Genomic DNA, 13721 nt, shown 5'->3' on the forward strand with positions numbered 1-13721 from the left:
GACTTTGCAGATTTAAAGTAAAACGAATAGTGAGGAAGTAAACAAAGGGGATTTTTAATTCCCCTTAAACATATTCAAGCTTTAATAAATTATAACGCTGGCACAGCGAGCGGCAGATCTCGTATATGAATATCCATTTGCGGAAATGCGATCTCTATTTTATGTTCTCTAAATAGTTGATCGATACGCGTATTTAGCTTGTCTTGAACTTCTACTCGGTGGTCTATTTTTGATAAATAGATACGCAATTCAAAGTCTAAACTACTGCCACCAAACGCCATAAAGCGCACGACAGATTCGGGATCTTTATTAATTTCAGGACACTCAGAAGCCGATTGCATCAGAAGCCGTTTAACTAAGGCCACATCAGATCCATAAGCGACACCTATCGGAATAATGACACGTGTGACCTGATCAGAAAGGGACCAGTTCACCAGCTGTTCGGTAATCAACGCTTTATTGGGCACTATAATCTCCTTTTTATCCCAATCTAAAATCGTTGTCGCTCGGGTATTAATACGCATAACGGTGCCGCTGAGATCGCCAATAGTGATCGTATCGCCCACACGGATTGGCCGTTCAAAGAGTAAAATAATACCCGAAACTAGATTGGCAAAGATCTCCTGCAAGCCAAAACCCAAACCAAAACCCAAAGCGGCCACCAGCCATTGCAACTCAGACCAATGGAACCCCAACGTCGAAAAACTAACAATGACGCCGCCCAAGACCAAACAATAACGTAATAATGCGGTCGCTGCATAAGATGCACCCGTTGAAATATTGAGACGCTGCCATACCAATAGCTCCAAAAAACCAGCTATATTTTGTGCGGAGAAAAGCGATACCCCGAGGATTAGCACTGCACTTAGTGCTGCTTTTAATGATACATTTTCAACCACATTTCCGGTATCACTACTGCTTACCACCTCCCAAATTGTAACGTCATTCATCCATTGCAGTGCCACTAAACCATCAGAGAATACCGTTGATAACATCACCAATAAATACGCTAGCACGGCAATATTAAGTAAAGTAAGCGATTGCTCACTGATCGCTTCAACGGCCAATACGGTTTCATCCACCTCATCAGAGCCTGATTCACTATTTTTATCACGTTTTAATTGCTCTTCACGCCTGTCTAAAGCACGTTGCAAAGCCAATTTCCGCTGCTCAATCTTAAGCCAGCGCACCCCTAACTGTTGCAATAATAATGCACTGACAAAACACAGTAAAACGGCTTGATGGTAAAATAAGGCCACCCAAGATGCATAAAAATACCCCCAGATAGCCAAACCAGCAATAGCAATGATCGGTAAAATAATCAGAATTCTTAATAACTGTAGTGCTGCTTGAGATTGCAGAAATAACGGTAGTTGTGTTGTTAACCGTTGAGATTTAAAGATAGTCACAAAAAAGATAACCAACCATAACGCCAAAAACACAAAGACCAAACGTAGCAACATGCTCTCTGCTTGTTCTGATAATATTTCTGCAAACAGCATACATACAAGCAAGCTATAAAGTATCCAACGGTGCTGAGAAAGAATTAACTTTATCCATTTTACCGTTTCACTGGACCAAGAAAAATGACGTTCTAATAATCCATCCGAGGTGGCCATACGAGAAAAAGCTTCCCAAGCGAAAACAACTGTCGCAAATGCGATAAAGAGACTATTCAAATCTCGCGTATAAAAAGGGGTTAGGCGTAGTTCAATCCAGCTTTCAGCAGCCAACATCCACAGAGAAAGCAACGCGCCATAACTTACCGCGAAGAGCAGCAATAGCAGCGTATGGCTAAAAGCATCTTTACGCACTTTCCCCATTGTTTTTGCATAGCGCACGCGATGACTCGTCTCGGCCTTACGCACCTGCCAGCCAGCGAGCAGTACCAGTATAAATAGACCAACTAACAAGGCGAATTCGCCTTTATATTGCAGTAGCGTAGTCAATAACTGCTGCACCCTTTGGGCTATATCAACACTGCCAAACCAATTATTAATATCCAAAGAGAAAAGCTGCCATAATGCCGCTCGCCCACGAATAAAAAGTTGTGTTTCGCTAAGAAAATCTCTTTCTGCCGTTAATTCTGCAGAAAATTGCTCGCGCAGTGCGTCCAAGCGCGTTATTTCAGTAATAAACTGATCCGTTTTATCTAAAGAGCTGGTTAAGACTTCAACACGGAAACTAAGTACACGAGATAACGCAATCTGTTGTGCATTATTTAACCCCGCAGTCTCAGCTAGAGTCGCCACTAAGAGCGGGATGTTCTTCAATGTCGATAACTCATTATTGAATTGAAAGCGTTGTAGATGTGCTGCACTAATCGTTTGTGTTAAATCTTTTTTATCCGTAAGACTGGGTAGCTGAGATAATTGGAAACGAATCGTATCGCTAAAAGCAGGGCTATGCTTCAACCATTTAAGGTTACCTTTTATTTCGGCTAAATTCTGATTCGTGCGTTGTCTATCCGCCTCTAATTGCTGGCGGGTTTGTTGACTTAACAACAACTGGCGGCTAACTGTTTCCGATTCCACTGCCAGCTTTTCATTTTTGCTATTCCACTCTTGAATAACGGCAGGGGCATCGGCGAGTGCGCGGCTCAACTGTTTGGATTGCTCAATTACTTTTAAGCTGGATTGCGCTATTTCCTCTAATAAACGAGCATGTAATAAATCAATCTGTTTATTACTCAGGATCAGTTGCTGCTCTAAAATTTTAACGTGTGTTTTAGCCAGTTCGCGTCTTTGCACTAAAGTATCTTGCTGTAAGTTTAGCCATTTAAGCTTAGTTTCGGCTAACACTTGTTTTGATTCTGACAGCCACTGTTCAGGCCTACTCTCTCCTAAGCCCGCGCTGTTATCAGCTGTCATCCTATCGTTATTGCTATAGCTGTATAGTATCTGCTCCTGCTCCGCAATTTCGTTGGGCAGTGTTTCCTGGTTCACTAATAAGATCTGTTGATCCGCTAGCAATTGTGTAAGCTGATCCGTCCATTCTTTATTACGTGCTTTTTCTACTGCTAAATTCTGCTCAAGTGTATTCGAGGAGGCAGATGCTGCGATAGGGTTGGGTTGTGCAGCGGTAACGTCATCTAATGTCTTTTGTAGCGCAACTTTACGTTGTGGAGCCTGTTCCAGAAGAGGTAATAAAGTCTCATTTTTTTGCTGTAAACTTTGTATCTCTTCTAAGTTCAGCTGTACGTGCTGCAATAGTTCCAAGGCAGCGGCATTCACTGTGGGATCAACGCCAAGTTGAACTATCTGCTCATCAACCATTTTGACCGTTGGCAGAGCAGCATACCCCTTAGTTATCATCACCAGTAAAAGCAATAACGACAAAGCGGTCCAACGTAATGGTTTAAAAAATGAGTCAATATACATAGAGGTGATCCTTGAGATCTTATTACGCCAAATTTCTTGGACTGTACACTGAAGATGGCGGCAAATAAACACTTAAAATTGGTGATTTAGATATTTATTAAAGGCTGCTATTTTATGAATTATAGTCATAAACATACCAGCGAAATTGATAAATCTTATTTAACATTAAACGCATAGACAAAGTGTTAACTGATCGAAAGAATAAAAAAGGAGAGCGGATATATAATAGAGTTAATTAGTTTTACATGACTATGCACTTAACTCAGATAAATACAAAAAAGTAAATATTTATCACACAAATTTCATGCAACTGCAAAACTATGTTTTGGTTTACATTCAATTACAGAGTTAAAAGGAGAAAAATACTTATATTTGGGTTTTCTCGGTGTAACGCGCAGCGTCTCTGTGGTCTCTGTGGTAATTTTATAATCTTTTACAACAACCTAAGTTATCTGCATAAGCCATTACAGAGTTAAAAGGAGAAAAACACTGATATTTGGGTTTTCTCGGTGTAACGCGCAGCGTCTCCGTGGTCTCTGTGGTAATTTTATAATCTTTTACAACAACCTGAGTTATCTACATAAGCCATTACAGAGTTAAAAGGAGAAAAACACTGATGTTTGGGTTTTCTCGGTGTAACGCGCAGCGTCTCTGTGGTCTCTGTGGTAATTTTATAATCTTTTACAACAACCTAAGTTACCTGCATAAGCAGGTGGTTTTATTACTGATTGGATGGTTTATTAACTTTAGGCGAAAAAACCACCACCGATAAGTGTTGCTTTGCTATTTTATTTGTTTTTTAAGGCACTTAAGCCGTGCCAGTCTTCCAAATCTAAATTAGGTTCTTCATCTCGAAATCGGGCGTAAAGATCGCTCCCCTGTTTGTCCTCTAAAATGTCAACGTGAATCCCTTTTTCCTGCAAAAGTACTTCATTACCGGAGGCATTAGTTATATCTCCAACGACCACACGGCTAAACCCGCGCATATAAATTAACGTTGCGCAAATATCGCAAGGACTTAGACTGGTAAAGAGAGTTGTTTTACTAAAGTCTATTCGGCCAGCATCGCGAATAGCGGAGGTTTCACCGTGATTATAAGGATGGTCTTCCTGAACAAGCGTGTTGTGCCCCTTGCCTGCAATTTGTCTTGTTGCATTATCAATGATAACAGCGCCAATTGGGCATCCCCCTTCCTCATAACTTTTCTGCGCGAGCAATACGGCGATGCGCATAAAGTCCGTATCGGTTAACTCACGCACAAAGCCATCGTCCATTAAAATAGGCAGGCTTTGGGTCGGCATATGGGCTATCGCTCTTAATACCGCCTCACTTTTTCCAGTCTGTTTATCTAGGAGCGTTTTTCTCTTTGCCAAGATATACACCTTTTGTTAATGAAAACATAATACTGAAAAAACCAAGACAACCTAATGCAAGCGAGCTTTTCCTCACTCAATATAACTTTCTATTAGCCCATTCCAGTCTACAAATTTATAAACCGCTCGGATCGATGAATCGTCTATATAACAAGCCTTAAAAGGCCCTTCTGCGACAATAGAGGCAAAGATATCAACAAATTTAGACAATATTTTCTCGGGGTTATTACAAGATAGAAAATCAATGACCTGCCAACTTCCATGGGTTTCCCCAGACGGGACTAATTCGAAATATTTTTTGGGCGAGTTGCTTTTTAAGCTATTTGATTTACCGATACAGAAAGCGAAACCGTTTTTACCTCGACTAACCGAAACCCAGCCTACAGCTCTATTTTGATCCCAACTGCGACCATACTCCGTGTGAATCTTTGAACGAACTAAAGTTTGCAGTCTGTCTGAAACTTTACCATCATTTTCAAGGGCCGCTAGCGCCTCAATTTCATTTTGAGTTTTATCATCGATGAAAGCCTCAAGCTCTTCTTTTGTTTGTTTGTAGATTGGTAAATAGAAAATCATGGTTTATTCCTTTTAAACTCTAACCGCTTAAAAGTCTGATCTGCGGCGATTATAGTTTGTGGTGTCAAAATCAGTCATCACACTAACGATTATTTCTAATGCAATCAATTACTTTTATAAAAATAAAAAACGCTGTAGATAGCGGCTTGGTTGTAAAAGGCTTTCATTAGTGCTAAATCATGAGCTAAGATTTAGCCAAGCGTACAACGTAAAGCAGGATCACGGCACCGACTGTGGCCGTCACTAATGATCCCAACAAATTCCCCGAAGACATACCGAGCAGACGAAATGTAAAACCACCAATGAGTGAGCCCACTAAGCCAACGACGATATTACCCATTAAGCCAAAACCAGATCCTTTCGTTACTTGACCCGCTAACCATCCTGCTAAAGCACCAATGATTAAAAATGCAATTAAAGACATAATATGCTCCATATTTAAAGTGTGATTGTTGTGATAAAAATGACCGCCATTGAGCGGCAATGCATTGCTCATTTTATTGCAAATGCTTGGCTTTATCCGATTAACAGGGTAAATAAAAAGGCACACTCACTAGCATGCCTTATTCTCGCCTCTGCAATACAGTTTATTTAAATGCTTTTATACGATTAGCAATACTTTCAGCTTGCGGGCCAATAATAACTTGTAAATTATTTTCTCCTAACTTTATAACCCCCATAGCACCGAGTTCCTTCATTGCGGCTTCGTTTATTACACTACGATCTTTAAGTGTTAAACGCAATCGCGTGATACAGGCATCAATATCATCAAGATTATCGCGACCACCAAGCGCTTTAACATACTGATGAGCTAATTGATTAGGATCATCGCTTGCTGTTGCATCTGAGTTGTTTTCTTGATCATCTTCGCGGCCGGGTGTTTTAAGATCCAGCCCTTTAATAAGGGCCAGAAAAACAAAGTAGTAAATGGCAAAGAAAGCAACACCTTGGACAATCAGCATATACCATTTTATAGCCAGTGGATTTTGTGAAGAAAGTACCATATCCACAAGCCCAGCAGAGAAACCAAAGCCGGCCATCCATTGCATTGATGCCGCCAAGTATACAGATAGCCCCGTTAATAAGGCATGAACGACATAAAGTACAGGAGCGGCAAACATAAAGGAGAATTCAAGTGGCTCGGTCACCCCAGTGAAAAAGGAAGATAATGCAGCGGCGAGCATAATAGAAGCTACTTTTTCTTTATTTTCAGTTTTTGCTGCCGTGTAAATAGCCAACGCGGCACCGGGAAGGCCAAACATCATGATCGGGAAAAAACCAGCTTGATACATCCCTGTTTTACCTATAATGCTGGTACCTGCATCAATTCCAGTCTGACCGCTTAAGAAGTTAGGAATATCATTAATACCCGCAACATCAAACCAAAATACAGAATTAAGGGCATGGTGAAGTCCCATTGGAATTAACAAACGATTAAAGAATGCGTAGATCCCTGCGCCAACTTCCCCCATCCCCGAAATAGTTTCACCGAAGGATTGCAGGCCATCGAAAATAACAGGCCAGACAGCCATCAGGATAAATGCCACCACGATCATCGTAAAGGAGACAATAATAGGGACTAAACGGCGTCCAGAGAAAAATGCTAAGGCACTATGTAGCTCAACAGATGAGAAACGATTGTATAACTCAGCAGAGATAATCCCCACTAAGATCCCAACAAATTGATTATTTATTTTATTAAATGCGAATGATACCTCTTCGAGTGGAATACTCTGAATTTGCGCTACAGCAGCGGGCGACAACAGTGTTGTGACGACTAAGAAGCCGACTAAACCAGAAAGAGCTGCAGCCCCATCTTTATCCTTAGACAGTCCGTAAGCAACACCCACTGCAAATAAGACTGACATATTATCGATAACAGCAGCCCCTGCTTTTATTAATAATGCCGCTAAAGCAGAATCACCTCCCCAGCCATTAGGATCGATCCAATAACCGATACCCATTAAAATAGCCGCTGCCGGCAGCACGGCGACAGGGACCATTAAGGCTCTGCCTACTTTTTGCAAGTAACCAAGAATATTCACAACGGTCTCTCCTTATATTATGCACAACACTTGTTTTTCTATTAAACTGTAATGCGTTTATTACTGTAAGCAAACCCAATCGTACGGTTGTGGGATCTAAACCACTGATAAAATGCTTTTTTTAGTACTTATGTGGTATCCCAAGAAAGCTTAATTTACACTGCCCATTAAGACGATAGTTAACGAGCGACTTGGAGATAAATATGCGCTTGATTCCCCTCAATAATGGCACGGCCGTTGCCCAGTGATCTGCTCGACATATTGCCAATAGCATTAACAAATTTGCACCGATAGCGGCCCGTCCTTTTTTACTTGGTTTACCCACGGGCGGAACGCCACTGCTAACTTATAAACGTCTGCTTGAACTATAGCAAACGGGTGACGTTAGCTTTGAGCATGTAGTGACTTTTAATATGGATGAATATGTCGGGCTGCCTCCCGCACATCCACAAAGCTATTACCATTTTATGCAGCAAAATTTTTTCAATCGCATTAATATACAAACAAAAAACATCAATTTACTGAATGCTTTGGCTAGCGATTTAGAAACGGAATGTTTACGCCACGAAGAAAAAATAGCACATTACGGTAAAATAAACCTGTTTATGGGCGGCGTTGGCATCGATGGCCATATGGCATTTAATGAACCCGCCTCTTCACTGGCATCACGTACCCGAGTCAAAACATTAAGCGAAAATACACGGATCGCCAACGCCCGTTTTTTTCATAAGGATGTTAGCAAAGTACCCAAATTGGCATTAACGTTTGGCGTTGCCACCTTATTAGAGGCGACGGAAATATTAATTTTGGCAACAGGAAATAATAAGGCATTAGCTGTGCAAGCGTCTGTAGAGGGTAGCGTAAACCACCTATGGACCGTTTCTGCATTACAACTTCACCGCAAAGCAATTATCGCATGCGATGCGCCTGCAACGATGGAACTAAAAGTTAAAACACTTAAATACTTCACTGCATTGGAAAGTAATAATATCAGCAACTTATAATCTCTTTTTTGCCGATAGGCAATTTAATTCAAAGCAGATAGTCGATTAATAGAGATATTGGTTATGTATGCATGAGTAAATTACACAAGTTATACGGCAGAAACTAAAAAAGCAATCGACAGTGGCGCGACAAGGACGGCTCCTATGTTTAATGCCATCAGCCCTATGACAGCAAGATCACCGTATGGTGGACGCAATTTATGATAATAATATCTATGCTGGGGTTATTGTTAATGGCTTCCATGTGGCTTATGAAATGTGCGTATATCGAAAAAGATAACGCCTTAAAAATTAATTTTAGTCGCAGATGCCGCCGCAGACGGCACGTTCTGAGGATCGGCTGTGATAATGATAGAGTCTATCGAAGAGTGCGTTAAATGTGTCGCTATTGAGCTTGCTGAAGGGATCCGCATGGCGACACTGTATCCTGCAAAAGCAATTTCAGTGGAGGATAAATTGGCCGTATTGGCGTGGGCAAAATTGCTAACCTAGTCGTTTTCACAAATAATTATAAAATAACAGCAACAGTGGTTAATGGCATTTTTAAACCGAGTAAAATCAAAAGCTAAAAACCTAATCTTCTTGGTTTTCTTCGTGTCCGCTGCACAGCGCAGCGGCTTCGTGGTTGGCTTTTTGTGTCGCTAAGTGCTCACTGAAAAGTTATCAGGTACTTTGAGGAGGATTGAATTGTGTACTCGAAATCAAGTCTCCTCAAAGCTCGCAGCTTAAATCAACAGTTAACCAATAACACTACCTAATTGGAAGATAGGTAGATACATGGCGACAATTAAACCACCGACAACAATACCTAAGACCACCATGATCATCGGCTCGAGCAGGCTGGTTAAGGCATCTACTGCATCATCGACTTGCTGCTCATAAATATCGGCAACTTTGCTTAACATGCCATCAAGGTCACCCGATTCTTCACCAATCATCACCATTTGTGAGACCATATCCGGAAATGCACCGGTGGTTTTCATGGCTATATTAATTTGCATGCCCGCCATGACTTCAGTGCGGATATTAAAAATAGCACTGCGATACACATAATTACCTGACGCCCCAGCCGCCGAAATAAGGGCATCCACCAGAGGAATACCGGCAGCAAACGTGGTCGACAGGGTACGCGCAAAACGCGCAACCGCGGCTTTATCTAAAATAGTGCTGATAACCGGGATCTTGAGAACAAATTTATCGGTATTATCACGCACTTTTTGAGATTTAAGATGCGCTCTTTTAAAGAGCATTACCGCAGCAACAATGGCAGCGAGAATAATATACCAATAGGCCTGCACCGCATCGGAAATAGCCAGTACAAACAGCGTAAACGCAGGTAATTCGGCACCAAAACCGGCGAAAATATCTTGGAACTGGGGGATAACAAAAAGCAATAACAGCATCGTCACCACAAATGCAACACTCAATACCGCGGCGGGATAAAACATCGCTTTTTTGATTTTTGATTTAAGGGCTTCAGATTTTTCTTTGTAAATAGAGATACGATCATAAATAGTTTCTAGTGATCCCGACTCTTCACCGGCATCCACCAAATCGCAATACAGGTCATCAAAATATTTAGGATAACCCCGTAGCGTTTTTGAAAGTGGTGTACCCGTCGACACTTCACTGGCAATCGCCGTCATTAACTCTCTTAAGGGCGCTTTTTCGCTACTTTTCGCAATAAGTTGCAAACTTTGCACTAACGCGACCCCGGCCCCCAACATAGTGGCTATCTGCCGAGAAACAATGGCAATATCCATTGCTGAGACAGTATTACCAAAGGAAAAAAGTGGCTTGGCTTTTTTATTGATACGGGTGACATTAACGCCTTGCTTACGCAACTCCGCTTTAACGTCGACCAGTGAGACCCCTTGTAGTTCCCCTGAAACCTTACCGCCTTTGCGATTAATACCTTTCCACTGAAAAGTATCGACCACTGTCACTTTTGCTTTTTTCTTCACCGCCATCTCTATTCCTTGATTATTCGGGTGCACACGCAGGGTGGTCACTTATATTAATAGTACTACTTTACGCGCGCCTTTCGGTAAAGATAACCGAGTCGATAAAAAACTTTGTGCTAGCGCACAACCGCGCAGAGGAAAATTAACAGGAGAAAGGGAGAATGCCTAAGCGCAGCTAAAACCAAGATAAAAAAATCCGCATCACCTACGTAACACGAGTGACCTCTTTTAAAGAGGTAATACCACTAATCGCTTGTTTAAGGGCGGAATGGCGCAGCGTATCCATGCCCTCCGCTTCAGCGACATCGGCTATCTGCATCGCATTACCGTCATTTAAGATAATATGGCCGATATTATCCGACATCTGCATCACTTCATAAATACCCACACGCCCTTTATAACCACCGGTACATTTATCACAACCGACGGGTTTATAGAGGGTTATGCCATCAGCTACCTGCTGATGATTAAATCCAATGGTCAGCAACTCTTTGTCACTATATTCATCCACGGCTTTACATTCATTACATAAGCGACGCGCCAAACGTTGCGCAATAATCAATGACACCGAGGAGGCGATATTAAAGGCGGGTACGCCCATATTCAGTAACCGGGTTAATGTTTCCGCCGCCGAGTTCGTGTGCAAGGTTGATAACACTAAATGCCCTGTTTGCGCGGCTTTAATGGCAATTTCCGCGGTTTCTAAATCGCGAATTTCCCCGACCATCACCACATCGGGATCTTGACGTAAAAAAGAACGTAATGCAGAAGCAAAGGTCAGACCCGCTTTATTATTAATCTGCACCTGATTAATACCGGTTAAATTGATTTCCACGGGATCTTCCGCGGTAGAGATATTGCGCTCCACAGTATTAAGAATATTTAAACCCGTATACAACGATACCGTTTTACCACTGCCCGTCGGGCCGGTAATTAAAATCATGCCTTGCGGCTTTTCAAGGGCCTGTAAATATTTATCTTTCTGCTCACCCGAATAACCGAGCCGATCAATATCGAGACTCGCCGCAGAGGAGTCGAGAATACGCATCACTATTTTTTCACCCCACAGGGTGGGTAGTGTACTGACACGCAGATCGACATTACGTTTATTAGAAATTTTAAGTTTTATTCGCCCATCTTGCGGCAAACGCCGTTCAGCAATATCCAACTTTGACATCACTTTTAAACGCGCGGAAAAACGGTTCGCCAAGTTAACCGGCGGTGTCGCCACCTCATGTAAAATACCATCAACACGAAAACGTACACGGTATTTTTTCTCATAGGGTTCGAAATGCAGATCCGAGGCGCCTTTGCGTACCGCATCAATTAAGATGCTATTGATATATTTAACAATCGGGGCGTCATCTTTACCGTCACCTTGGGCTTCATCGAGACGGGAATCACTTTCATCCACTTCGATATCATCAATGTCGCCCATTTCACCTAATGACGAAACATCATCTTCTAAAAGGGTTTCAATGGCTTTATTAAGGTACTTTTCTTCCACCAATAAAGCTTCAGTGTGCATCGAAAAGCTAAAACCAAAATCTTCCAGTGCAGACACATTGGTGGGATCGGACATGGCGATATACAGGGTTTTATGCTGTACGTAAACAGGCAGGGCATGATACTTCTCTATTAGCTTCTGATTAATAAACTTCTCGGGAATACTGTCCAGATGAAGCGTTTGTGAATCTAATAGAGGAATACCATATTCAGCTTCGCAGAACTGCGCAAGCGTCAAACTGTCAATAAAATTGTTTTCCACCAAATAACTGACCAGCGATTTTTTATCGTTAGCCGCCGCAGTGGTAATTTGTTGGAGTTTATCGAGGGGCAGTAAACCACGAGCGGCCAGGCTAGAAGCCAGGCCGCTAATATTATGGGTTGTCATTGATTAGTTACAAAGGCCTAATGTTGAACAATTATTTGTCCCACCAGTTTTATCTTGTTTCCATTCAACTTGACCAGTCGATTGGCGAGTGCCGATTATAATATAAACAGGGTCTACAGATGCGCCAATATCCCGAGATGTGGCTGTAATAGTTGCCACGACATCAGATGAGGTTAAAGCAAATGCGACTCCTGATGTATATGTAGAAGTAGCACCACTTGCAGCGCTATTAGCGGAACTGCAACCTGTAAAACTACCGTCTAGTTGCGCACAAACCTCAAGAGCTTGCTTAACACCACTTGTAGCCAAAACAACCTCAGAGAACTTAGCTTTTTGTGTATAAGTGTTATAAGCAGGCAATGCCACTGCTGCCAAGATGCCGATAATCGCGATAACGATTAATAGCTCAATTAATGTAAAACCATTTTGTACTTTTTTCATCTTAATCTTCCTTTGTTTAATGTTAATTTATGCTTAATATTGATACTCGTCCTTAAGTGGATCAGAGTGAAAAAAGTTAAGCTGATAATATCATCTACCGGTAGTTGTAAAACTTAATCTTATTGCAACGCATCTGCGTACGTTGCAGTAATACCAAGTTGAGTGTGAAAGGTCATTGACAATGCAACCTCAAAACCAATCTCCTGCTTAGTTTAACCTTTTTTTGACAATAATAAGAGATTAAATATAAAAAAATTAAAGCAGCAACTAAATTGGATCTCAATTTTGCAGGGCACTGTAGAAAAACCTTGCGTAGTGAGATTCTGGCAAAAAAAGTTCCCTAAAACAAGCAACTATTAACAACTATTTGAGCTAGATCGATATTACTCACAGGCCCATCAAGAAAAAATCCTTCGTTCCCACGCACCGCGTGGTAATGCCTATGGCAGCAGTATGAATTCCCACGAAGAGCATGGGAACTAGCTAATAACTATTTGAGCTGGATCGACATTAATTATCGATTTATCCCTCGTTCCCACGCTCCGCGTGGTAATGCCTATGGCAGCAAAATGAATTCCCACGCAGAGCATGGGAACTAGCTAATAACTATTTGAGCTGGATCGACATTAATTATCGATTTATCCTTCGTTCCCACGCTCCGCGTGGTAATGCCTATGGCAGCAGTATGAATTCCCACGCAGAGCATGGGAACTAGCTAATAACTATTTGAGCTGGATCGACATTAATTATCGATTTATCCCTCGTTCCCACGCTCCGCGTGGTAACGCCTATGGCAGCAAAATGAATTCCCACGCAGAGCATGGGAACTAGCTAATAACTATTTGAGCTGGATCGACATTAATTATCGATTTATCCTTCGTTCCCACGCTCCGCGTGGTAATGCCTATGGCAGCAGTATGAATTCCCACGCAGAGCATGGGAACTAGCTAATAACTATTTGAGCTGGATCGACATTAATTATCGATTTATCCCTCGTTCCCACGCTCCGCGTGGTAACGCCTATGGCAGCAAAATGAATTCCCA

9 protein-coding genes and 1 pseudogene are annotated in these 13721 nt (G+C 41.8%); 2 read left to right on the top strand and 8 right to left on the bottom strand.

Annotated elements, in window-relative coordinates; translation table 11 throughout:
- Window positions 1-89 precede the first annotated feature (89 nt).
- The 5 genes from KSO91_RS06185 to nagE form a co-directional block, all read right to left on the bottom strand.
- Entirely contained in the window at window positions 90-3380 is a 3291-nt protein-coding gene (locus KSO91_RS06185; protein WP_238742083.1) for a mechanosensitive ion channel domain-containing protein, read from the bottom strand.
- A gap of 788 nt (window positions 3381-4168) precedes the next feature.
- Window positions 4169-4753 carry a nucleoside deaminase gene (locus tag KSO91_RS06190; protein ID WP_238742084.1) on the bottom strand — a complete coding sequence of 195 codons (585 nt, stop codon included), beginning with the start codon at window positions 4751-4753 and terminating at the stop codon, window positions 4169-4171.
- 72 nt (window positions 4754-4825) lie between these two features.
- Window positions 4826-5329, bottom strand: coding sequence for a hypothetical protein (locus tag KSO91_RS06195; RefSeq protein WP_238742085.1), 504 nt, complete (start codon window positions 5327-5329; stop codon window positions 4826-4828).
- A 184-nt stretch (window positions 5330-5513) separates the two neighbouring features.
- Entirely contained in the window at window positions 5514-5753 is a 240-nt protein-coding gene (locus KSO91_RS06200; RefSeq protein ID WP_238742086.1) for a GlsB/YeaQ/YmgE family stress response membrane protein, read from the bottom strand.
- 163 nt (window positions 5754-5916) lie between these two features.
- Complete coding sequence (nagE, locus tag KSO91_RS06205; RefSeq protein WP_238742088.1) at window positions 5917-7374, bottom strand: N-acetylglucosamine-specific PTS transporter subunit IIBC; 1458 nt, start codon at window positions 7372-7374, stop codon at window positions 5917-5919.
- Window positions 7375-7757: 383 nt separating this feature from the next.
- On the opposite strand from nagE, the pseudogene nagB reads away from it, so the two are divergent.
- Together nagB and KSO91_RS06215 are read left to right on the top strand one after the other, a co-directional pair.
- Window positions 7758-8378 (top strand): annotated as a pseudogene (gene nagB, locus KSO91_RS06210) (glucosamine-6-phosphate deaminase); the annotation flags it as partial.
- Window positions 8379-8726: 348 nt separating this feature from the next.
- Window positions 8727-8870, top strand: coding sequence for a hypothetical protein (locus tag KSO91_RS06215; protein WP_238742090.1), 144 nt, complete (start codon window positions 8727-8729; stop codon window positions 8868-8870).
- 245 nt (window positions 8871-9115) lie between these two features.
- Here the strand turns inward: KSO91_RS06215 and KSO91_RS06220 are convergent, their stop codons facing one another.
- The 3 genes from KSO91_RS06220 to KSO91_RS06230 form a co-directional block, all read right to left on the bottom strand.
- Window positions 9116-10348, bottom strand: coding sequence for a type II secretion system F family protein (locus tag KSO91_RS06220; protein WP_238742091.1), 1233 nt, complete (start codon window positions 10346-10348; stop codon window positions 9116-9118).
- 199 nt (window positions 10349-10547) lie between these two features.
- Window positions 10548-12236, bottom strand: a complete 1689-nt coding sequence (gene pilB, locus KSO91_RS06225) for a type IV-A pilus assembly ATPase PilB (RefSeq protein ID WP_238742092.1) — start codon at window positions 12234-12236, stop codon at window positions 10548-10550.
- A 3-nt stretch (window positions 12237-12239) separates the two neighbouring features.
- On the bottom strand, window positions 12240-12677 hold the full coding sequence (locus KSO91_RS06230) for a pilin (RefSeq protein ID WP_238742093.1): 438 nt from the start codon (window positions 12675-12677) through the stop codon (window positions 12240-12242).
- Window positions 12678-13721: the final 1044 nt, after the last annotated feature.

Source organism: Psychromonas antarctica (genome assembly GCF_022267535.1).
Taxonomy (GTDB): Bacteria; Pseudomonadota; Gammaproteobacteria; order Enterobacterales; family Psychromonadaceae; genus Psychromonas; species Psychromonas antarctica.

Coding starts and splice junctions, on each gene's coding strand:
- KSO91_RS06215 (WP_238742090.1), top strand. CDS start 8,727: ATGATAGAGTCTATCGAAGAGTGCGTTAAATGTGTCGCTATTGAGCTT.
- KSO91_RS06200 (WP_238742086.1), bottom strand. CDS start 5,753: ATGTCTTTAATTGCATTTTTAATCATTGGTGCTTTAGCAGGATGGTTA.
- KSO91_RS06230 (WP_238742093.1), bottom strand. CDS start 12,677: ATGAAAAAAGTACAAAATGGTTTTACATTAATTGAGCTATTAATCGTT.
- KSO91_RS06220 (WP_238742091.1), bottom strand. CDS start 10,348: ATGGCGGTGAAGAAAAAAGCAAAAGTGACAGTGGTCGATACTTTTCAG.
- pilB (WP_238742092.1), bottom strand. CDS start 12,236: ATGACAACCCATAATATTAGCGGCCTGGCTTCTAGCCTGGCCGCTCGT.
- KSO91_RS06195 (WP_238742085.1), bottom strand. CDS start 5,329: ATGATTTTCTATTTACCAATCTACAAACAAACAAAAGAAGAGCTTGAG.
- KSO91_RS06185 (WP_238742083.1), bottom strand. CDS start 3,380: ATGTATATTGACTCATTTTTTAAACCATTACGTTGGACCGCTTTGTCG.